General features: G+C 42.7%; 15 protein-coding genes. 8 read left to right on the top strand and 7 right to left on the bottom strand.

Going from position 1 to position 23631, the window contains the following annotated elements; all coding sequences use genetic code 11:
* Positions 1-172 precede the first annotated feature (172 nt).
* Together FQ608_RS05710 and FQ608_RS05705 are read right to left on the bottom strand one after the other, a co-directional pair.
* Positions 173-1306: a tetratricopeptide repeat protein gene (locus FQ608_RS05710; RefSeq protein WP_234364081.1), complete on the bottom strand. Its 1134-nt coding sequence runs from the start codon at positions 1304-1306 to the stop codon at positions 173-175.
* Between the two features lie 367 nt (positions 1307-1673).
* Positions 1674-2864, bottom strand: a complete 1191-nt coding sequence (locus FQ608_RS05705) for an NAD(P)-dependent oxidoreductase (RefSeq protein WP_158856860.1) — start codon at positions 2862-2864, stop codon at positions 1674-1676.
* Positions 2865-3283: 419 nt separating this feature from the next.
* Between FQ608_RS05705 and FQ608_RS05700 the strand changes: the two genes are divergently transcribed.
* On the top strand, positions 3284-6259 hold the full coding sequence (locus FQ608_RS05700) for a glycosyltransferase family 117 protein (protein ID WP_158856859.1): 2976 nt from the start codon (positions 3284-3286) through the stop codon (positions 6257-6259).
* Positions 6260-6697: 438 nt separating this feature from the next.
* Here FQ608_RS05700 and FQ608_RS05695 read toward each other — a convergent pair whose 3' ends face one another.
* Positions 6698-7471 (bottom strand): class I SAM-dependent methyltransferase, encoded by a 774-nt coding sequence (locus FQ608_RS05695; RefSeq protein ID WP_158856858.1) that lies wholly within the window; start codon positions 7469-7471, stop codon positions 6698-6700.
* A gap of 50 nt (positions 7472-7521) precedes the next feature.
* On the opposite strand from FQ608_RS05695, the gene FQ608_RS05690 reads away from it, so the two are divergent.
* From FQ608_RS05690 to rmuC, 3 genes are read left to right on the top strand one after another with little or no spacing between them, the layout of a single operon-like run.
* Complete coding sequence (locus FQ608_RS05690) at positions 7522-8769, top strand: GWxTD domain-containing protein (protein WP_158856857.1); 1248 nt, start codon at positions 7522-7524, stop codon at positions 8767-8769.
* Positions 8742-9518, top strand: a complete 777-nt coding sequence (gene rlmB / locus FQ608_RS05685) for a 23S rRNA (guanosine(2251)-2'-O)-methyltransferase RlmB (RefSeq protein WP_158856856.1) — start codon at positions 8742-8744, stop codon at positions 9516-9518. The genes FQ608_RS05690 and rlmB overlap by 28 nt, the downstream gene beginning before the upstream one ends.
* A gap of 12 nt (positions 9519-9530) precedes the next feature.
* Positions 9531-10787: a DNA recombination protein RmuC gene (gene rmuC / locus FQ608_RS05680; protein ID WP_158856855.1), complete on the top strand. Its 1257-nt coding sequence runs from the start codon at positions 9531-9533 to the stop codon at positions 10785-10787.
* 4 nt (positions 10788-10791) lie between these two features.
* Here rmuC and FQ608_RS05675 read toward each other — a convergent pair whose 3' ends face one another.
* Complete coding sequence (locus FQ608_RS05675) at positions 10792-11865, bottom strand: mannose-1-phosphate guanylyltransferase (protein WP_158856854.1); 1074 nt, start codon at positions 11863-11865, stop codon at positions 10792-10794.
* Positions 11866-11870: 5 nt separating this feature from the next.
* Positions 11871-12839 (bottom strand): KpsF/GutQ family sugar-phosphate isomerase, encoded by a 969-nt coding sequence (locus tag FQ608_RS05670; RefSeq protein ID WP_158856853.1) that lies wholly within the window; start codon positions 12837-12839, stop codon positions 11871-11873.
* Positions 12840-12937: 98 nt separating this feature from the next.
* Here FQ608_RS05670 and recQ point away from each other — a divergent pair, with 98 nt between their 5' ends.
* From recQ to FQ608_RS05650, 4 genes are read left to right on the top strand one after another with little or no spacing between them, the layout of a single operon-like run.
* Positions 12938-15115, top strand: a complete 2178-nt coding sequence (recQ, locus tag FQ608_RS05665; RefSeq protein ID WP_158856852.1) for a DNA helicase RecQ — start codon at positions 12938-12940, stop codon at positions 15113-15115.
* A 14-nt stretch (positions 15116-15129) separates the two neighbouring features.
* Positions 15130-16425 carry a phosphoribosylamine--glycine ligase gene (gene purD / locus FQ608_RS05660; protein ID WP_158856851.1) on the top strand — a complete coding sequence of 432 codons (1296 nt, stop codon included), beginning with the start codon at positions 15130-15132 and terminating at the stop codon, positions 16423-16425.
* Between the two features lie 52 nt (positions 16426-16477).
* Positions 16478-17866 carry a PSP1 domain-containing protein gene (locus tag FQ608_RS05655; protein ID WP_158856850.1) on the top strand — a complete coding sequence of 463 codons (1389 nt, stop codon included), beginning with the start codon at positions 16478-16480 and terminating at the stop codon, positions 17864-17866.
* The gene (locus tag FQ608_RS05650) at positions 17859-18335 is read left to right on the top strand and encodes a gliding motility lipoprotein GldH (RefSeq protein WP_234364080.1); all 477 of its coding nucleotides are present in this window, start codon (positions 17859-17861) and stop codon (positions 18333-18335) included. The genes FQ608_RS05655 and FQ608_RS05650 overlap by 8 nt, the downstream gene beginning before the upstream one ends.
* Before the next feature lie 5 nt (positions 18336-18340).
* Here FQ608_RS05650 and FQ608_RS05645 read toward each other — a convergent pair whose 3' ends face one another.
* Both FQ608_RS05645 and FQ608_RS05640 read right to left on the bottom strand, forming a co-directional pair.
* The gene (locus tag FQ608_RS05645; protein ID WP_158856849.1) at positions 18341-22330 is read right to left on the bottom strand and encodes an AAA domain-containing protein; all 3990 of its coding nucleotides are present in this window, start codon (positions 22328-22330) and stop codon (positions 18341-18343) included.
* Between the two features lie 6 nt (positions 22331-22336).
* Complete coding sequence (locus FQ608_RS05640; protein WP_158856848.1) at positions 22337-23149, bottom strand: SDR family oxidoreductase; 813 nt, start codon at positions 23147-23149, stop codon at positions 22337-22339.
* Positions 23150-23631 lie beyond the last annotated feature (482 nt).

Genomic DNA, 23631 nt, shown 5'->3' with positions numbered 1-23631 from the left:
AATATAATTAGTATTTATTTTAAAGGTATATACGCAAAAAACGGACCAAAGGACAAAATATTGTTATAAAATTGATTAATTTCTTTAATAAAACAGTGTAATCTACGCTTCATTAAGTTGAAAACTCAAATATACTGCTGAATAATTTTATTTTCAAATAAAAAACCCCAACCTATAGTTTATTCTTCTTTATAAAATCTCTTGCTTCTTTGTGGGCCGGGTGTTTTCTCTTGGCATATTTTTTCACTTGGTCAAAATATGCTTTCGCTATCTTTTTATCACCGTTTGAAGTTTCAAGTTTACCTAACTGGATCAAAGCATATAAATGGTAGCCACTTTCCTGACTTTCTGTCTCTTCTCCATATGATATGGCCTTCTTATAGTAGAACTTAGCCTGACTGCTGTCCCCTGACTTTTCTAAATACTGGCCTGCAAAAAAAGCAGCGTAGCGGCCGCTGTTTGATTCATATCCCGTCCAATTTTCATCGATGCGCCTCAATATCTCCAAACTAACCTGCATGGCATCAGCCCCTCTTCCCACGACATACAATTGACGGGCTAAAAAACGATGAAAATAGGGGTTATTAGGATACTTGTCATGAAGGTAGGAGGTGATGTTCAGTGCTTTGAAAGGGCTTTTTTCCTCTGATGCATAAAGTCTAAAAAGGAAATACTGCGCTTCCACGCGTGCATAAAAAGCATTTTCCGCAACCTCCTCCAATTGCTTCAACCCCAACTCCTTGTTTCCTTTCGGAAAAAAAGCGAGGATTGGTTTTAAAAGCGGGTAATTTTGAGGTATCCAAACCGAAAAATAATTGAACAAGGCATCACCCAACAGCAATTCAGGATTTAATTCATCCTCTCCTTTACTCAATTCCAAGTATTTAAGTGCATTTTTGCCTGCAAAAGTCGCCTTGGTCCAACTTTGCCTTTCACTGTAAAGTCTACCTTGAAATCCATAGGCTCCAGCAAGGAAAAAAGCCGCCTCTTTGTTGGTAGGATCTGTATCATACATCTTTTTGGCCTTATCAATCGCCGTATCCATATACCGGATGAAAGGATCATCAAAGGTTTTGTTTTCAATGTCGACAGCAATTTTCCACCACTGACTCAAACCCATCAGGAAATCGGGTAAGGGATGTTCGGGATAGGTATAACGCAATACTTGAAAGCCACGCTCTGCGGTAGCAAAATCAAAATTATACATGCTGTTCACAGCATCTGTGATCCTAAACTGCAATCCCTTATCAAGCAACAAATAAGATTCCTGAGAGCCGATATCGGTAGTAAGCTCAGGGTAGTTCATTTGGCTGTAAGCATGCTGCTTAGGGACCAATAAACAACAACACACAATCGACAAAAGCAGGAAATACCTTCGGGTGCATCCCTTTACATTAATTGAACGTCCTCGTTGATTATATAGCATCTTGAAAAGAAGAGACAAAACCATGATTTTCCTTTGAAACACTTCTTAATTATAAAAGATTTCGTCCCGTAACAAAAATAAAGAAAAAGGTTTCTTTTGTCACAGAATCGAGGATAGGTTGAAGGGAAACAGATTGAATTGGTTCAGATAAATCGCAAAAAAAACAAGCCCATCCGCCGGGATTCCTCACGGAATCCCTGGCGAATAGACCTGATTGGCAATTATATAAAAAAATTAACAGCTATCTTTATTTCTTAATCAAATCAACAACAATAGATGGGTCAACAACATTCGTTAAAGTCTCTTTCCATGCCACATAAGCCAAAGAATCGGGGATTTCCACATCGTCAAAAGTAATCAACTGGCCAGGCTCCACATTTCTTTTCACACGCACATTACTCATGAGCCCCACTGGTACGTGATTTGGATCGTCAGCGATCATCATTGCCTCTCCCCTTACATCCATACTTCCAATACCTTTCTCAATAAATGTACCCGCTTCAAGTCTTCTTTTGGCAATGGTAGCGACAGAAGCACTTGGGACACTACCGTTGTCCAGTAAAATCTCATCACGGTGAAGGAGATTTAATATAGTATTCGGTATCTCAAAGAAACATAAATGGGTCGGCTTGTATAGCAAATAGAACGGCCCATCCCCTAGTTTGTATGTTTTCAACTCCGGTGCCAAATCCTCTTGGTGGGTAGCTGTGATAAACACACCCGGAGGAGATTCTTTGGAGATGATATAGTCACTTAATACTTTCTTCAAATTCTGTGCTTCATGGGCCAATGCAAATGCTCCTTCCTGGAAATCATTTGTCTCATAGCCAATCATTCCGCGTTTTGCCAAGTCTACACCCAAACCATTCGCCACCAATGCCTGCTCAATTTGTAACTTCGTTCCATCTGTGAAGGAGGTAACTGAACTCAAGCTATATCCCTGCTTTTGTGCCCAGTACAACATATCCTCCAAGGAAGGATTTTGGTTTAAAAATCCCTTGATATTTCCATAGACCAGCGGCTTGAATCCCATTTGGATCACTTCCTGATTCAAGGATGCCAACACGCCCGGCTGATCTCCGTTTGCTTCTGTAATCACACCCCTTTTGGACAAATAGCTGCCCGTGAGCACCTGCGTATCTGCATCCATTGTCACGACGGGAACCCCATACGTAAACGCCAATTCAATAATCTGCGTGGAATAAATCGGATCTCCTGTACTTACTACCAGAACGTCTGACAGTTCAAGTATCCGTTGTGCGTCATTGGTGATATATTCCTGATTGACACCAATATCTTCTATAACCCCTTTTCTTCTCGTTAGGATTTTAGATATCACCATGTCCTTCCTTCTGGCAATTAGCTTGGCCAATCCCCTACTAATCCCTCCTGTTCCTACTATTCCAACCCTGATAAGCTTTCCGAAGTTGTTTTTCATGACTGTTAGTTTTTAAAAATGTCTTTGTTTAATTACCGATCTAAAGGTATGAAATAATTTTATTTAAAAACCACTTTTGTGTATTTTAAATACATAAAATTTTATTCAAACAATTACAAACAACTTTACAATATTTTACTCTTATCAATTTTTAACTTATTTTATAAGGATTTAATCTTATAAAATAATCGTTTATACTGTATTTAATAAATTAAAACGCATAAAAAATTCTTTATCTACCTCTATAAAAGTCTCAGTTAATGACGTCAAATTAAATTCCACGAGTCATTGATTTCAAAGTCGGTACCGACCACTAACTGTATTTGACAACAGCTCTCCATTTTTAAATAAAGTTAATTTAGCCATTATTCCTGATAATTTTTTTTATTTTCGCTTTTCCTTACAACTAAGTATTCCACATGCACAAGTACAATCAGGTAAATAATATTACCGGCTGGGTCGTTTTTTTCATTGCTTCCCTAACCTATATATTGACAGCGGAAGAAACTGCCAGCTTCTGGGATCCAGGTGAATTTATCGCAGTTGCCTACAAACTTCAGGTCCCCCACCCCCCCGGAGCTCCCTTCTTCCTCATTATATATAGGATGTTTAGTTTCTTGGCCTTAGGTGACGGCCTTCAAGTTGCCTTCTGGATGAATATAGGGAGCGCACTCTTTTCGGGTTTCACCATCTTGTTTTTATTCTGGACCATCACCTTGTTAGGCAGAAAATTATTGCAGATTCAGCCCGGAATGGAAACGCTGGGACAGACCGTTTCACTAATGGGAGCCGGTATAATCGGTTCATTGGCCTACACCTTTTCGGATAGCTTCTGGTTTTCAGCGGTCGAAGCTGAAGTTTATGCCATGTCTTCCTTCTTTACAGCAATTGTCATTTGGGCCTTTTTGAAGTGGGACGTTATCGAAGATCCAAAAAAGGAAAACCAATACATGGTTTTTATCGCCTACCTAGTTGGTCTATCCATTGGCGTTCACTTGTTGAATTTGGTTACTTTGCCTGCATTGGCATTGGTAGTCTACTTTAAAAAATATAAAGAACCAAACCTGAAAGGGGGGATTATCGCTTTTTTGCTCGGAGGTGTCGCGTTGGTTATTATTAACAACATAATCATTCCTGGGCTACCCTCGACGGCTGGCTCCATTGAAATATTTTTTATCAACAGTCTAGGCCTTCCATTTGGGTCAGGAATTATCTTTTTTTCAATCCTGTTCGTAGGAGGACTTGTTGCTGCCATTATGTATTCGCTCAATCACGGGAAGGTCATTTTAAACACTGTACTTCTCTGCCTGACATTTATAATGATAGGGTACGGCTCCTATGCCCTTATCGTGATCCGGGCCAATGCTGAGCCTGTCATCAACGAAAACGATCCCAAGGACATAATCAGCTTTGTCAGCTACCTAAAGCGGGAACAGTACGGCTACAGACCATTACTTCATGGTCAATACTTTACCGCGGAGGTGATCGATCAAACGGAAGGCGCTCCGGTATATGCCAAAGGGAAAGACAGGTATGAAATCGTCGATTACCAATTGCAAAGTATCTATGATCCAGCAAAGACTACTATCCTGCCCAGAATTTACTCGACGCAAGAACGTCATAAACAATTATACCGAGACAAGCTTGGATTGAGGGAAGGAGAAGAACCGACTTTTGCTGACAACTTATATTTTATGTTCAGCCATCAGTTGGGCCATATGTACTGGAGATACTTTATGTGGAATTTTTCAGGTAGGGAAAGTGATTACAGTGACGCACCCTACATAAATATCTGGAATACAATATCCACCAACTTCCCGGATTATATCAAAGAAAACAAAGCGCACAACAACTATTTTATGCTGCCCCTCATCCTTGGATTGATTGGCATGTTTTTCCAGGCTAAGTACGACACAAAATCATTTTGGCTTACGCTTATGCTATTCCTTATGATGGGCGTAGTCCTTGTTCTTTACCTGAATTCCCCGCCCGTGGAGCCACGTGAAAGGGATTACATCTATGTAGGTTCCTTTTATGCCTTTGCCATTTGGATTGGATTTGGGGTTCTCGGGCTGGTGCACCAACTTAAAAAAATCAACAAAAACGCGGTAACTGCGGGGTTAATCGCCACCCTGATCACGTTGCCTGTTCCGACAATTATGGCGGTTCAAAACTGGAATGACCATGACCGTACTTCCCGCTTCTTCTCAGTGGATTCCGCACGGAATTTCCTGGCATCTTGTGCCCCCAACGCCATCTTGTTTACAGGTGGTGACAACGATACGTTCCCACTTTGGTATGTGCAGGAAGTCGAAGGGTTCCGGACAGATGTTCGCGTTATCGTACTGAGTTATTTCGACACAGATTGGTATGTACAGCAAATGACCCGGCCAATTAACGAATCCGCCGCTCTGGATTTCACTTTGGAGTACGAAAATTTTAAAAAAGGCACAAATGATGTCCTTTATGTTACGGATAGGGGTATAGAGGCCCTGCCCTTGAAGGAATATCTTAAGCTACTGAAGAATAATAGCGAGCTACTAAAGCTAACCTCAAACTATTCCAGCAACCTATATACCGTTCCTGCCCGGAATTTGACACTTGACGTAAATCCAGAAAGAGTAAGTGAATTAGGTGTTGTTCCCAGCCAGTTTGAAGACCTGACCATATCCCGTCTCAATATCCGCATTAAGGGAAATTACATCACAAAGGGCAGCTTAATGCTTCTTGACCTTATTGCCACTAATGATTGGGAGCGGCCAATTTACTTCAACAATACGTCCCTCGCCACCATCGGATTTGATCTTAGCGATCATGTGGTCATGGAGGGATTAACCTATAGACTATTGCCCATTCAAAAACCTGATAACCAAGAAGAACTGGTCAACACTGACTTGGCATTCAGAAACGTCACGGAGGAATTTGCCTACCGGGGAATGGACAACCCTAATAATTACTTTGACGACGAGTACCGCAGATTCACCTCCAATCACCGCAGTGTGCTGAACAGCATAACCATTGCGCTGATGGAAGAGGACGACATGGACCGGGCTCGGCAAATCCAGCTCCTCAGCGTTGAAAAATTCCCCAATGAGGCCATTGCTTACGATTTAGCCAGCGGCCAGTCTGTCCCCTTGTTGTTTGAGCTTGGAGAAGACGAACTCGCCATCGACATAATTGATAACATGTCCAAAAAGTCTATTCAACTGTTGGACTTCTATGAGGAGACGGGTAGGCCTATGGATAGAGAAGCAGCTATTTCGGAACAGATGTTGCGTTATTTTATACCGCTACTCAAAGAAAGGGGATATACCGAACAATCCACCCAACTTCAAAATGAATTCGACCGCCTCTTCGGTTCAGGCGGTTCCCTACCTCAAATGAATCGCCGATAGTGAGAAAGAGAACGACTGCGGGTACAAAGATTTTCACGCAGCGAGCGCAACGGTTTTTACGCGGCGACCGCATCGATTCTTTTGTTTTGGAAACTCAACTCATTTCATGCTAGGAATTTTGCCATTTTTTAAACTATATAGGAATTCACGGTTGTTCAGATAGGTTTTTTTGACAACCTTAGTGACCGCTGCGAATACGTTGCGCTCTTTGCTGTAAAAAGAAAACCAGTAGAGACTACGGAGGATTTTTAATGAAAACGCTGTGCTCTTTGTGTCTTCTTTGTGTCCTTTGTGGTCTTTTTTTAAACCACATAGTTCGCAATAGTTCACATAGAGATTTTTGAAATCCGTTGCGCCCGTTGCGTGAAAAACGAAGTAAAATTTCTCTGTGAACTTTGCTCCTCCTTTGCGCCCTTTGCGGTAAAAAGAAAACTTTTTCTATTTTGTCAAAATATAAAATAAATCCAAAGCCTGCGTTGGATCGTCAATCAGTGGGTAGTCTTCATGGGTGATATCGGTGACTTTTTTTCCTTCCTGCCGGTGAAGAGCATTTCGGTTTATCCGGTTAAGCACCTCATACGGAACTTTCAACACGGTAGCAGGCAATCGGTATTGCAAATTCAAAATATCCCACCTTGTAAACTTGCGGACAGATTTACGGTTGGCCTCATGGTATTCCATCACCTTGGCATTCCCGCCTATTCCTTTTGTGATAATGGTTGAAAAAATAGGCTCGCAAAGCGACCTTAACTGCTCAGGGGTATACTCCCGCACATGCCACGGATTTCTGCTGAGAGAAAAATTGATGTTTGGAGTAGAAATAATTGCCTGCCCCCCGGGTTTCAACACCCTATGCAATTCCTGGAGAAACAACCTATCATTCTCAATATGCTCTATCACCTGAAAGCTAACCACCGTGTCGTAGGTATCGGTGGGAATTTCGCTTAGCGGTGGGATATGAGCTGTTTGAAACGAATAATCGGGAAACTTACCGGAAAGCATGCCAATGACTTCCGGGATTTTGTCCAAGCCAAGGTAGGAGTCTATTTGAGAAGCCAATATTTCTATACCCCTACCCTCTCCACAACCAACTTCCAGCAAATTCCCTTGTACCAACGGTTTTGCGGCAAGATATGCCTTTAACAAACGTTGATGAATTGGGTTGTCACTAATCAACTTATCCGAAGTTATTTCCGTTGTATAGGTAGCCATTTAAAATTTTATTATTTTCAACAAAATTACGGTTAATTTTTAAACCAACGATGAAAAAAGTAAAGACACACCTTATGAGAATTTCGATCGCAAGTCTATTGATCCTCTTCACAACCGTTTTATCCGGTTACAGCCAAACCAGATTGTCGGAAATGAATCAAAACTTAAGGTATTCAAGGTATTCACGTATATCCCTGAAGATCATACCCTTGCAACATGCTGAGAAATCATTCACCCTGCAATTTGTCGTAGACAAAATTGAAGAAGACCCATCATTTGACAATTACCTCTTCAGCTATGCACTCGTGGAAAGTTTTCAGGAGGAAATCACAGATGACATGATCATTGCCTTCGATCAGGAAAGTCTCAAAAAAAATACTGATCGGCATTTTCTTTTCGAAGAAGAGGTGACTTTGGGAGCCAATCAATCCGAGGCCTATGCCGTATTTATGGCCAAGGATACCCGTCAGGGGGATGAATACGTGTACCACATGGATCTCATCAGTCCCTATGTACCGAGTCATCCGAAGTTTGGGGCTTATTTTGGAAACGATATTCCTTTTGACCAACAATACCTGAATGTAGAGGAATCGCTGTTGTTTAAAACTAGTGGAGCCATCAATCTCCATCAGTTTTTTTATCCGCAGGAATTTCCGCTGCCACTTCCTCCTATGGAAACCAAGCCCGCCCCTGTGGCCAAAGACATCGAGGTAGATTACCGGGGCTCCTTTTTAGTGAATGTTCCGCAACTCTTTGAGGACAAGGGCTATTATTTTATTCAAGATGATACTACCTCAAACAATGGCCTTCTGATAAAAACGACTCCTAAATCCTTCCCCACTGTTTCCACTTGGGAAGAAATGGTACAGATGGTGACTTACATTTCCACTAGGCAGGAGCACGAAAATCTCCTTAAGGCAGAAAACAAAAAGCTGGCTTTGGATGAGTATTGGATCCGTATGACACGTAGTGAGGAAAAAGCCAAAGATCTTATCAGGGAGTATTTCCGCCAGGTTGAATTTGCCAACTTACTGTTTACTGACTTTAAGGAAGGTTGGGCGACAGACCGGGGCATGGTGTACATTATCATGGGTCCCCCATCAGAAGTATACTTCGAACTTGATCGGGAATCGTGGATTTATCTGTCCAATAACTCAAATTCAAGAATTACCTTTACCTTTGCCCGGATAAAAAATATTTTAACACCGAACTACTACACCCTAAACCGGTCAAGGGCCTACCAACCCGAGTGGTTTAAAACCATAACAGCATGGAGAAACGGAATGATGGTTTTCTGATCAACAAACAGGAAAGCGATAAAGATTATATTTTTGGTATCCGGGCAATCATGGAGGCACTTCATGCTGACCAGGAAATTGACAAGATCCTGTTAAACAAAGAGCAAAGCAGCGAATTGACCAAGGAACTAACGGAATTGGCCAGACTCAAGCGGGTGCCGGTAACTAAAGTTCCGGAAGGAAAACTCAACCGGATAACCCGGAAGAATCATCAGGGGGTGGTCGCCTATATTTCTTCCATTGCCTATGCTTCCTTGGACAATGTCGTGGACACTTGCTTCAGCAAGGGAGTGTCGCCGTTGATATTGATTTTGGATCGAATTACGGATGTAAGAAATTTTGGGGCGATTTGCCGCACTGCGGATGTTGCGGGAGTGCATGCCGTGGTAATCCCGGAACGGGGAAGCGCACAGATTAACTCTGATGCGGTGAAGACCTCAGCGGGCGCCCTTAATTACCTTCCTGTATGCAGGTCCAAAAATCTATACTATACCGTAAAGGACCTTAAGAAAATGGGGCTGACCATTGTCAGCGTGACGGAAAAGACAGACAGAAACATTTATTCGGCAGATTTTTCCGCTCCTACTGCCTTAATTATGGGATCGGAAGAGGACGGTATTTCTCAAGAGCTCTTGGGCATCAGTGATGAATATGTGAAAATCCCAATGAAAGGACATATAGAAAGCCTAAATGTATCAGTAGCTGCTGGAGTGGTCATTTACGAAGCACTACGTCAGCGAAGCATATAATGTGACGTTCCCATGGAGTTAATTATATTTCTGGTTGCGTTGTTACTTTTTATCGCCTTGGGCACCCTCTTCTTCTTTTTGCAAAAGAGTCAACATCGAAGTGAATCACTCCAAGGACAAGTAAGGGATCTCCAGGTAAAACATGCGGTGCTTCAGCAAGAAAAACTTCATTTAGAGGAGAAAATCACACAACAGAAAGGAGAATGGGAGCAAATGGGAAAGAAATTCGCCAATGAGTTTGAATTGTTGGCGAATTCCATTTTTGAGGAAAAGTCCCGGAAATTTTCTCTTCAGAACAGAGAAAACATCCAACAACTACTCCACCCCTTGGGAAAAGAATTGGAGTCTTTTCGGAATAAAGTTCAGGAGACCTACGATAAGGAATCCAAGGAAAGGTTTTCGTTGGAATCCAGGGTAAAAGAACTGGCAGCTTTAAACCAGCTAATCAGTGAGGAGGCCCGAAATCTCACCAATGCGCTAAAAGGAAACTCGAAGATCAGGGGAAATTGGGGAGAGGCCATTCTGGAAACCATTCTTCAGAATTCGGGGCTGGAAAGAAACCAGCATTACGTGGTCCAGGAATTTTTAAAGGATAATTCAGGAGGATATCTCCTTGGTCCTGACGGCAAAAAAATGCAACCCGACCTAACCATCAATTATCCGGACGACAGAAAGGTAATTATTGATTCCAAGGTATCTTTATTGTCTTACGAACTATTTTGCTCTTCCGGCGATGAGTCCGAACAAACAAAGGCCTTGAAAGACCACGTTCGCGCTATCCGAACCCATATTGACCAATTGTCTTCCAAGCAATACGAGTCCTATGCCAAAGTATTGGACTTTGTCATCATGTTTGTTCCTGTAGAAGCGGCATATATCACAGCAGTTCAAGCCGATCCCAACCTGTGGGAATATGCCTATAAAAAGCGGATTTTGATGATAAGCAGCAGTAATCTCATTGCGGCGTTGAAGATGATCAAGGATCTGTGGGTTCGCGATGACCAGACGAAACACGCCTTGGAAATTGCTAATCGGGGGGGTATGCTTTATGATAAATTTGTTTCCTTTTTGGGCACCTTGGAAGACATGGGCAAGTACCTTGAGCGCTCCTCAGACGCATATTCCCTAGCAATGAAACAATTACACACCGGTAACGGAAACCTGATCGGTCAGGTAGAAAAACTCAGAAAACTGGGAGTGGCTGCGAAAAGCCAAATCCCTGAAAAATTTATATCCAGTACAAATTCCGACTCAGAAGAAAATGAATGAGGTCTTAAATATAATCCCCTCCTTTTTCTTTAGCGTCTTTTAAAAATTCCCGGAATTTATCTTCCTCGCCCAATTTGCAGATCAACAGTACGTTGTCGTTGTCACTTACAAGGTAATTTTTTAATCCTTGAATAACGACCAGTTTCTCGGGATTGACTTTTACGAAACAATTTTCCGTATCATACAGCAAGGTGTTTCCCTCAGGGACATTTTTACTGCCGTCCTTCGATTTCAGGTCATACAAATTCTGCCATGATCCCAAATCAGACCATCCAAATTGCCCCAATACCACGTACACATTATCCGATTTTTGAAGAATTCCATAGTTTATGGAAACACTTTTTATAAGACTGTAGGCTTTTTTCAAATAGGCAGATTCATCGGAGGTCCCATAGTAAGGAGTGCCCTCTTCAAAAACTTCGGCCAATTCCGGAAGGTTCTTTTCGATAGTTTTAATGATACTTTCATTATTCCAAATAAATATGCCTGAGTTCCATAGAAAATCCCCGCTATTGACAAAAGTTTCAGCCAGCTCAAGATCCGGTTTTTCCGTAAAGGTTTTTACTTTCATGGCCAATTGGCCGGGTTGTTCCAAATATTGGATGTACCCACAGGAAGTATCGGGACTATGAGGTTCGACACCGACGGCAACGAGTTTATCAGATGATTCTGAAACCTGTATGGCCTCATTAATGGCATTGAAAAATGCGATTTCATTTACTATTAATTGATCTGACGGGCTGACAATTACGGTTGCATCCGGATTCAGCTTTTTAATAACATAGCTAACAAGAGCCAAAGATGCACCTGTATTTCTGCGAATGGGCTCTACGATTATCTGGCTGTCTTTAAGTTCCGGAAGCTGCTCCTTTACCAGCTGAAAATACCGCTTACTGGTAACAATCAAAAAACGGTCTACCGAATAGTTCTGTACAAATCGGTCAAAGGTCATCTGCAGCAAGGTTCTGCCGGTGCCTATCAAATCTAAAAATTGTTTGGGCTTGCTGAATCTACTTTGAGGCCAAAGTTTTATCCCCAAACCGCCTGCAAGTATAACGATATATGGTTGATTTTTCATAAATGCTAGACGATCCCCTCCTTCATCAAGTCATGAATATGGACAAAGCCCATGATCCTGGATTCTTGCATGGCTACGAGTTGTGTGATATTAAATTCTTTCATGATTTCAAGTGCATGTATGGCATACTCAGCCGTGGAGATGGTTTTGGGCTCAGCGGTCATGATATCAGATGCCCGTACCACGGTCAAGTTCGGATCCTTTTCCAGCATCCTCCGAAGGTCTCCGTCTGTAATGATGCCCAACAACTGTTTATCATCACCCACGACTGCCGTCGCACCCAAGCGTTTACTGCTAATTTCCACAATTACTTCATGCAGGTATGCGTCTGCATGAACAATGGGAACCTGATTTCTTGCCACCAGGTCTTCTACAGTGAGATATAGTCTCTTGCCGAGAGATCCGCCTGGATGGAACTTGGCAAAATCAGCCGCTGTAAAACCCCTGGATTCAAGCAGGCAAATGGCTAGCGCATCCCCCATGGCCATTTGTACAGTGGTACTGGTAGTCGGTGCCAAATTATTGGGGCAGGCTTCAACTTCGAAACCAGCATACAGGGTAAAGTCAGCATGTTCAGCCAGATAACTGTCTTTCTGGGAAACCAAAGCAATCAACTTGGACCCCAATCTTTTTAAAAGAGGAACCAGCACCTTTATCTCCGGAGTATTTCCGCTTTTCGAAACACAAATTACAAAATCTTCTTCTTTAATCATACCTAAATCCCCATGAATTGCATCAGCCGCATGCATAAACAAAGAAGGAGTACCTGTAGAATTCAGCGTTGCCACAATTTTATTGGCGACGATAGCACTTTTTCCGATACCTGTAATGACTACTCTTCCTTTAGAGGAAAGAATTGCGTTCACACATCCTTCAAAGTCGTCGTCTATAAAAGATATAAGTCCTTTTACCGCCTCAGCCTCGTTTTGAAAAACTTTTATAGCGGTATATTTAATATTTTTCACTAAATTCAATTTTGCTGCTGTTAATCATTAAATTTGTACAAAAGTAGGAAAGATTTCCTACATACTTTAATGAAATGAGCGGGGCAAATCTTTAAACGATTTAGGGAGTGGATTCTACTGTAAAAGAAAATTTAAAACGAATTTTTGGTTTCAACCAGTTTAGGGGAAATCAGGAAGCAATAGTTGACAATATATTAAAAGGAAATAACACCTTTGTCATAATGCCTACCGGGGCAGGCAAGTCGCTTTGCTATCAGCTGCCGGCGGTGATTAAGGATGGCACGGCCATTGTTATTTCGCCGCTGATTGCATTAATGAAAAATCAGGTGGACCAATTGAATTCATTTGGGATCAATGCCCATTTCCTCAATTCCACCTTGAGCAAATCAGAAACCAACAGGGTGAAAAGTGAGGTGAAAGCCGGGCTTACCAAGCTCTTGTATGTTGCGCCAGAATCGTTGACCAAAGAGGAGAACATCAATTTCCTTAGTGGTTCTAACATCAGTTTTGTAGCCATAGATGAGGCGCATTGCATCTCGGAGTGGGGGCATGATTTCAGACCTGAGTACCGGAAGATAAAAACCATAATCAGTTTGGTGGGGAACAATCTTCCTGTAATAGCGCTGACAGCAACAGCAACACCCAAAGTCCAGCAGGACATTCAAAAAAACCTGCAGATGGAAGAAGCTGACCTCTTCAAGTCATCCTTTAACCGGACAAACCTCTATTACGAGGTGAGGCCAAAAATAAAGAATGAGACCAAAAAGCAGATCATCAAGTACATCAAGACCAACAAGGGCAAATCCGGAATCATCTATTGCCTTAGCCGCAAGAAAGTCGAAGAAATAGCCGAATTACTTCAGGTAAATGGCGTTAAAGCAGCACCTTATCATGCCGGATTGGACGGACATGTGCGGGTGAAAAACCAGGATGACTTTCTCAATGAAGAAGTAGATGTCATCGTTGCTACTATCGCTTTCGGTATGGGCATAGACAAGCCCGATGTAAGATACGTGATTCACTACGACGTGCCAAAATCTTTGGAGGGATACTACCAAGAAACCGGGCGGGCAGGAAGAGACGGACTCGAAGGTCATTGTCTGATGTTCTACCGCTATGAAGACATTGTCAAGCTGGAGAAATTCAACAAAGACAAACCCGTAAATGAACGGGAGAATGCCAAAGTGCTGCTTCAGGAGATGGCTGCCTATGCCGAAAGTTCTGTATGCCGCAGGCGATTTTTGCTTCATTATTTTGGGGAGCAAATGAAGAAGGACTGTGGGTTTTGTGACAATTGCAAAAAACCAAAGGATAAGTTTGACGGCCAGGAAGATGCACTATTAATCATCGAAGCTGTCAAAGAGACCCAACAGCGGTTTGGCCTCGACCACATCGTAAATCTACTTCGAGGAGTAGAGAACGATTATATCATCAGCTACGGACACGACAAATTATCGGTATTTGGAAAAGGCAAGGATAAAGATGAGATCCACTGGAAAACAGTGATTCGTCAGGTTATGATTTTTGGGCTTTTAGATAAAGACATAGAAAATTATGGCGTAATCCTTCTTTCAGATGAAAGCGAAGAGTATCTGAAGAACCCTTATCCTATCAGCATAAGCAAAAACCACAACTTTGACGAAATAGCAGAAACTATTTCTTCCGAGGAGATGAACAGCGTGGGCAAAGCTTATGATGAAAAATTATTTGAACTGCTAAAGGCGGAAAGGAAAAAAGTAGCCAAGCAAAAAGGTCTTCCTCCGTATGTGGTTTTTCAAGATCCTTCGTTAGAAGAGATGGCCACCGTCTATCCTACAAGCCGGGATGAACTGGCCCAAATCAACGGGGTGGGCATGGGGAAAGTATCCAAATTTGGAGCTACCTTTCTGAAGCTTATTGAAAATTATGTAGAGGAAAACGATATTATAACCGCATCAGATGTTGTCGTCAAAACTTCCGGGACCCGATCAAAGGTCAAAATCTCGATCATTCAGCAGATTGACCGAAAAATAGACCTGGATGAGATTGCCAACAATTTAAATATTTCCATGAAAGAACTTCTTCACGAAGTGGAGCAGATTATCTACAGTGGAACCAAACTTAACATTAATTATTACATTGATAATATAATGGATGAAGAACGGGAAGATATCCTGCATGATTACTTCATGACAGCGGATTCTGACCACATCAAAGATGCGTTAGGAGAACTGGAAGAAGAGGATTTCTCAGAGGAAGAGATTCGCGTTTACAGGATTAAATTCATCTCCGAACACGCCAACTAAACTAAAAATAACCAATGAAAATATTGCTTATAGGCAGTGGGGGGAGAGAACATGCCTTTGCGTGGAAAATTACCCAAAGTACCCATTGTGAGGAGTTATACATAGCACCCGGAAATGCAGGCACCTCAACGTTAGGTGAGAACGTGTCCATAGAAGTAAATGATTTTGAGAAATTAGGTTCATTTTGTCTGAAAAAAGCAATAAACCTGGTCGTAGTGGGTCCTGAGGAACCGCTAGTCAGAGGTATTCGCGATTACTTTGAAGCGTCCGATGAACTCAAAGACATTCTTTTGGTTGGCCCAGGAAGATTAGGGGCTCAATTAGAAGGAAGCAAAGACTTTTCCAAACAATTCATGGCACGGCACGGTATCCCAACCGCAGCCTATCAAAGCTTCACCAAAGAAACCCTTGAGGAAGGGTTGTCCTATATTCGGCAGCAAACCTTGCCTATTGTGCTTAAAGCTGACGGTTTGGCAGCGGGAAAGGGGGTCTTAATCTGCAACGACTTTGATGAAGCCTGCGCGGAATTTGAGGAAATGTTGCTCAAAGGCAAGTTCGGCACCGCCTCTCAGAAGGTAGTAATCGAGGAATTTTTGACGGGAATTGAGCTGTCAGTTTTTGTTGCTTTAGACGGTTCCGATTATGTCATCTTGCCGGAGGCCAAAGATTACAAGCGAATAGGCGACAATGATTCCGGTCCAAACACGGGAGGCATGGGAGCTGTGAGTCCCGTTCCTTTTGCGGATGAGGCATTTATGCAAAAGGTAAGGGACAATGTGGTGTTGCCTACCCTCTTAGGATTAAGAAAAGATAATATCCCTTATCAGGGGTTCATTTTTATAGGCCTAATGAACAAGGCTGGAGATCCCTATGTAATTGAATATAATGTGCGTATGGGAGACCCCGAAACCCAAGCTGTTTTACCCCGGATCAAAAGCGATTTTGTAGAATTGCTTTCAAGTATCGCAACTAGCACATTATGCCAATACACCTTGGGGATAAATCCCTTTACTGCCGCTACTGTAGTTATGGTCGCCGGAGGATATCCGGATGCTTATGAAAAAGGAAAGCACATACAAGGCTTGGAGGAATCATCTCAAACTGAAAGCTGGGTATTCCATGCGGGCACATCCACGGATGAATCCGGTGTGGTGCTTACAAATGGAGGCAGGGTATTGGGCATTACAGGAAAGGGCGAAGAAATGCAAGATGCCATTTCTAATGCTTACGCGAGAGTAAATCAAATTCAATGGGATGGCGTCTATTACCGGAAAGACATCGGACAGGACATCTTACAGGTGATCAAATAGGCCGCTTACCAACCAGTTAACGAGGAGTGGTACTCCCTAAATATATATAATTATGGCAGGATGTAGTAACTGCTCTACCGGAACCGACAATGTCGGTGGCTGCCAAAACAACGGCACTTGCGGTACGAGCGATTGTAATAAAATGAATTCCTTTGACTGGCTTTCCCATATGGGATTGCCTGAAATGGACAAATTCGATATTGTAGAAATAAAATTCAAGGGAGGTCGAAAGGATTATTTCCGAAACGTAGATTACCTTCCCCTTACCACCGGCGACCCCGTTGTAGTGGACGTACCCAATGGGCACCACATAGGCTACGTTTCTTTGCAAGGCGAATTGGTTCGGCTTCAAATGCAGAAGAGAAAAATTAAAGATGACGACAACATTCTGCGGATTTACCGAATAGCAAACCAAAAGGACCTTGACAAATGGCAGGATGCTAAAAACAGAGAACTTCCTACCCTCTATCGGGGAAAGCAAATCATTGATGAGATATCGCTGAAGATGAAACTCTCCGATGTGGAATTTCAGGCGGACGGCTCCAAAGCAACCTTTTATTATTCCGCCGAGGACAGAGTGGACTTCAGGGAGCTAATTAAATTTCTGGCTTCTGAATTCAAAATCCGGATAGAAATGCGGCAAATCAGTCTCAGGCAGGAAGCCGGAAGGCTGGGAGGAATCGGCGTTTGCGGCCGTGAACTTTGCTGTTCCACTTGGATCCACGATTTTAAGAGCGTCACCACATCAGCGGCAAGGTATCAGAACCTTTCGCTTAACCCCAGCAAACTTTCAGGTCAATGCGGTAGGCTTAAATGCTGCCTTAACTACGAGTTGGACAGTTACATGAGCGCATTGAAAGACATACCCAACGTGGAAAAGCCGCTGTTGACGGAAGCAGGTACCGCTAAACTGCAGAAAACGGACATTTTCAGGAAACTTATGTGGTTCAGCTACAATGATGACAATAACTGGCATGCTGTGGACTGTATCCGGGTAACGGAAATTATGGAAATGAACGAAAGAGGGGAAACACCTTCCAGCCTGAAGCAGGATAAAGAGATAGACTCGGAGGAAGTGTATTCAAACTCAAACAGGGATTTGGAATTACTGGACAAAAAGTTTAGCCAAACAAAAAAGAAAAAGAAGCGGAAACCCAAAAATAAGCAAGGAGCAAACGGCGAAGAAACTGTGCCAGCTTCCGTACAAAAACAACCAAACGGAGGTACACCTTCAGGAAATCCCAACAGGAATCGAAAACCGAGCCAGGGACGAAGCCAAAATAGACCTAAACCATTTCCTTCGGAACAGCCACAGGCCAACACAAAACCAGTAGGGGAAGTTTCAGGTGGAAACACCGAGACACCGAAAAAGAAAAGAAGGAGCAACAACCGACGACGTGGCAACTCCGGACCTCCAAAAACCAATGGCTCCAATGAATAAAGATCTCATAGTGGGGTTTTTGACGATTGTGGTTATTGGGTGGGTAATATCCTCCTGTAATACAGACAGGGTGTTCGAAGATTACAGGGATTTTGAGGATGGTTCATGGAAATTGGAAGAGAAGGTATCATTTAAAATTCGAGAAATTCAACCCCAATCAACCATACCTGTAGTCTCCATACGATATACGGACACATATGAATTCCACAACCTGTATATACGGTTTGTGCAGGAAGACAGTACAGCCTCAATCCTCCAGGACACTTTGGTGAATATTGCCCTTTTCGATTCTAAAACTGGAAGGCCTATTGGGAAAGGCTTTGGCAATCGTCACACGGTATATGATACATTGTTAGGGAAAGGGAAAATTTTTCCCGAAACCACACAGATAACTATTTGGCAATACATGAGAAAAGAACGACTAGAGGGAATTGAATCGGTGGGCATCAAGCTGTTGGGTGACAACTAACTCCCCTATTTGGGGAGATGACTATCTTTTTTGCCCAATTTCGTCTGGAGTAGGTCAGCGCGGTCAAGCCAGTATTGCCTGCTGAAAACGTAGATTGGTTTCCAGTTTTTCGCACTCAATAATTTCGGGTGGTAAACCAGTGACTCTTTGGCATTATTGGCTGAATAAAACCGCTGGTCGTCTGTTAATAGAGCTGAGGATAGTTTTCCGGATTCCCTTACTTCGAGATCCATTACCCTATAATAAGCATTTTCTCCAACCATATGATTCCCATACTCACCCGAAAGCTGATTCTTTAAAGACCAGGTATCCTCAAAATCAGAGGGGATTACCGGTTTAACGTCAATATTTTTCCCGGCCTCCACATCTTCTACAAAGGCAATATAATCGCGCAGCATCTTTATTCCACGATTCCCCATTAATGAGTCTTTAAAATCTGCTGACGACAAACTGGTAATTAGGATTATTTCTTTCCTTGCACGGGTAACTGCTACATTTAGTCGGTTTTCCCCTCCCTTTTTACTGAGTAGCCCAAAATTGGCCGTAAATTTCCCGGATAAATTGGGCGCATATCCCACAGTAAAAATAACCCGATCAAACTCGTCGCCCTGAACATTTTCAATGTTTCGCACCTTGATTTTTTCTTGATGGCTTAACAAGCCCTCAGCATCCAATAATTCCATTACCAAAACCATCTGGAAATAATTAAAGGTAATCACTCCCACGCTTTCCTGCGGGAATTTCTCCCGGAGAAGCTTCACTTGATGAATTACTTCTTCAGCTTCTTCCCGGTTAGTCTGCTTTTCCCAGACCCCATTCATCTTTATCCTTCGCAAAGAAATAATCTCCTCATTTAGAGACTGCATATCGGGTAGCATGGAAAGGGAGTTATTGTAGAAATGTATGTTGGAAAAATGAATCAAGGGTAAATAGCTGCTTCGATAATGAGTCTTGAGCTGGAATGTTGGGAAGTATCTGGAGGCCATCTCAAGTAGGGATTCCAATTCCAATTCCGGTGCCTCCTCTTCAGTTTCAATCCGCACCTTATACAAGTCAGAGGGCTGCAATTGATGGCTGTCGCCTGCAACTACAACCTGTACTCCCCGCCTCATCACGGGGAGGGCGCGTTCAAAATAACATTGGGAAGCCTCATCAAAAATGACCAAATCGAAATAGGGTTCCAAGGGAAACAAAGCCGCGGCAGTCTCTGGAGATGCCAACCAACATGGGATGAGTTTAAATATTTCTTTGGCATGATTTGAAACAAGCTTTTTCACCGGCCAAAGCTGACTTTTTTTTGTTACTTGGTGGTTTAAGTCCCTGTAGGTGATTAGGTTCCCCAACCGATTATTTTCCAACTTGCTGCAAACTTCTTCACGTAGCCTCATTTCAACAATGAATCTGGAAATTTTACTTTTTTCCTCCACTGCCTCTTGAAATTCGGTGATAACTCCCCTCATCTGAGGCCCTGAAAGCTCCTTAAGTACGGGATACTTCGCCTCCAAATGCTCGATCCAACTTATTTTAAGATTCGCAAGAAAAATCTGTTTTTGACTTTCAAAGTCCAACTCTGGAAAATTATCCATCAACTTCTCCATCACTTTGCGATCCGCCTCACGCAGATTCATTTTAAGCGTGTCAAAACGAACCAAAGCTTCAAAATCCTTGGGGAGAGTAGCGAGGACAGGAAATAATTTCTCCTCATCAGGAGCACCCAAAAGATGCTTCAACTGAATATCTGTGAGATAAATTCGCCACTTTGGAAGATGTTCAAGCCCCCATTCGTTGAGCCGTATCAATTCATCCAAGGTCCCGTGAAAATGAGCGAATGACATAGGTTGACGGTAAATATAGGAAACCAAAACCCCCAAGTCAGCCATTAAGAATCGGGCCCTAATGGCTAAAGTCAACTTGTCCGCCATAGATTTAAACCGATTCCATTCAAAGGGTTTTTCAGGCAACGTAATCCATTCCTTTTGCTTGAGTAGCGTGTATTGATGGTTCAGATTAAGTCGGTTTTCCAGTTTCTCGATCAAAAAGGCTACCCCTTCCTTATTTTTCTTAAGCTGATTCAAATCCAGCAGGTTCAGAATATCCCAATACTTTTTGGGGTTTGATTTAAGCTTGATTTTGCCAACCCACGAGTCAAGCAACTCAAGAAGTTGGATCGCACGCTTGAACGTAGGCTCCACATCCTCATCGGCTGTATACCATTCTATGCCGATAGATTGAAAAAGTTTCGCTATAGTATCCACTTTGTTTTCCAGCCAAAGGACATCCAAGGAGTTTTTTCCCAATGGCATAAGCTCCTTGAGCGTATTGAAAACACTTTCATCTGTGATGATCTCCTTCAGCTGTGCTAGTTTCTCCCGGTTTTCAAAAGATTGAAAAATAACATTAAATTCAAAATCCTGGGCCAGCCATTTCTTCAGCTTGCTTTCGGCCGATTCCTTTACTTGAGCTATCTCATGCAAGATATCTCTAAATCCGCTGAGAGCTGAAGACTCAAAAGAAGAAAAGTTTACCCGGTGAAACCAAAAGGATGACTGATAATCATAGGTTTTATAGTAATCATGAAAAACTTCAAAATCCCTGAAAAACGAATCTAGTTCACCAAACCGATAAGACTTATAATACTGGTTAAGGTCGATATTTTTTTCGTCTGCTGATGAGGATACATAGAGTTGTTTGATAGGTGCTCCACAATCATACACATCAAACAAGGCCTCTTTATATTCGGAAAAAAAATCAATATTCCGTTCGATGATTCGGCAGTTTTGGCTAAAATTCCTTTCCAACTGTATGGCATCCACGGATCGGTTAAGTTCCTGATAACTTTCTAGGGAACTGATCTGATGGGCTATTTTTTTATAAAGTTCTTTGCGGTCGCCGCGAAAATCATGAACCAAACCCGCAAAATTGGCAAACCCCTGCTGGGCTAGCCGCTCAAAGACTACATCCAATGCTACCCGTTTTTGCGAGATCACAAGAACTTTTTTTCCCCGGGAAATAAAATCTGTGACCAGATTGCAGATCAACTGGGATTTGCCTGTACCCGGAGGTCCCTGAACGACACAGGATCCGCCAGTTTTTACATTTTTTATGACTTCTTCCTGACTGGCATCTAATGGGAGAGTGGTATAAAGGTTGTCTTCTTTTGTAGTCCTGGGAGAAGCATCAAAAGTACTAAACCACGATTCAAGCAACCCATCCAGATCCTGGTGGCTATTTTCGGCGATGAGCTGTGTATAATCGTCCATCAAAAATGAACTTTTTTGGGGAAACTGACCCAATACGGCATAGGGATTCAATTTCAGTATCCCGGTACTGAATGCATCGTCAAAAAACGCACGGTTTTGCTCGGGGAAAATCTCCAGCTTATCCTGATATATTTCCCGGTTGAAATTGAGCACCAGTCCCTTTTGGAGATGATGGTATAGGTCAGTCCGAAATCCTCTCGGATCCTTGGAAAAATCTTCCAAAGACTGCTCCATCCAAACCTTGTCCAGCGGCTTTCCCTGGGCTTGCCCGTAGGCCAGTAAAAATGAAGGGTTTAAAAATGGAAGTTCACCGGGGTTTTTTCTGAGATACCACGCATTTTCCTCCAGAACCAGACTAATTGGAAAAAAAAGCAGGGGGCAGCGAATCAACTGGTCATTAAGCAGCTTGCCTTCTACAAAGGGCCATCCTACAAACAGGTTTTTCTCACCCGTTTCCTCTTCCGCAAATTTCACGTTTTGCTGCAGCCGTTTCAGCCGCTGGGAAAGCTGGTTGACATTTTTATCCCTGGCGTCATTCAATTGGATCAGGGGAATATTCCGCTTTCTCCCAAGTAGCTCGGTAATATAGAAAAAGGAGGGATGGTTGTTCAGAAAGTGAAAATCCTTCAGGTCGATCATCTGCTGATGAATCAGCTTTGGCAAAAAGATCGACCGGTTGTTGGAAGAAAGATCCACTAGTCTGTTTTTATATACCTGCAAGATATCCTGAAGCATCGAACCCTATTTAAACGGTGAGTCTTTTTCCTTTGCCATGTGGTTATAGACTATACCATCCATGATCCCAGGGACCCATTTGTTCAGAAAATGTGCCAACTTGCCCTGACTTGTCAAAACAATATCCCGTTTCCTTTTCAAAGTAGCCATCAAGATCGCCTGTGCCACCTCTTCCGAACTCATCATCTTACCTTCATCCCTAGGGGATTCTTTTTGGGAGCTACCATCTGCGGTCAATGCGATATTCCGAATATTGGACTCCGTAAAGCCCGGGCAGGCCACCAGCACGTGTACCCCTAGCTTCATCACCTCTGTCCTTAGGGATTCAAAAAAACCGTTCATGGCAAATTTACTTGCCGTATAGGCCGTCCGGGCAGGTGTTCCCCTGAAACCGTTGATGGATGAGACTGCGACAATGGAACCTTTGTTGGCTACAACCTCCGGAAGGCATGCCTTTGTCAGATAGACTGCCCCCCAAAAATTCGTATTCATAACCTGATGGAAAACCTTCATGTCCAAATCTCTAAAAAGTGCCCGCATGCTAATGCCTGCATTGTTGACCAAAATGTCTATTTTTCCATAGTGGGCTACTGCGTCCTTTGCCACCCTTTCGTTATCTTCCTGAGAGGCCGCATCAGCCAACAACCCCAAACATTCGATTCCTGCCTTTTGAAGTTGTACCAGCGTATTGTCTATTTTTGGTTGGCTTCTTCCAGTAATGACTACTTTCGCCCCAACACTGCCAAACGCAAAGGCACATGCCTTACCAATGCCTGATGTGGCTCCCGTTATGATAACTACTTTATCCTTTAATTTCATGTGTTTATAATTGTTTTTTAATGGCCACATGGAATCTCGCAATTATAATCATCCCTCCGTGCGTCGCCTGCGTCATGCTCGATTTCATCTGTTTATAATTTGTTTTTCATCGGTCAGATGGAATGCCCAAAATAATCATCCCCCTGTGTGTGAATTTTTCTCATGGGCATTTCATGTGTTTATAATTGTTTTTTAATGGCCACATGGAATCTCGCAATTATAATCATCCCTCCGTGCGTCGCCTGCGTCATGCTCGATTTCATGTGTTTATAATTTGATTTTTAACGGTCATAACTTGTCCCGAGTATCGGGATGGAATCTCGCAACTATAATCATCCCACTGTGTGACGATCTCGTCATGCTCGATTTCATGTGTTTGTAATTGTTTTTTAATGGCCACATAGCCCGTCCCGATCAGAATCGGGAGAATCTCGCGTGATTTATAATTATTCCTCCGTGTGGCGCTTGCGTCATGCTCAATT

The sequence above is a fragment of the Lunatibacter salilacus genome, from assembly GCF_009797935.1.
In the GTDB taxonomy this organism is placed as follows: domain Bacteria; phylum Bacteroidota; class Bacteroidia; order Cytophagales; family Cyclobacteriaceae; genus Lunatibacter; species Lunatibacter salilacus.
The sequence above is the reverse complement of the archived record's forward strand: the minus strand, read 5'-3'. Positions and strand labels throughout refer to the sequence as shown.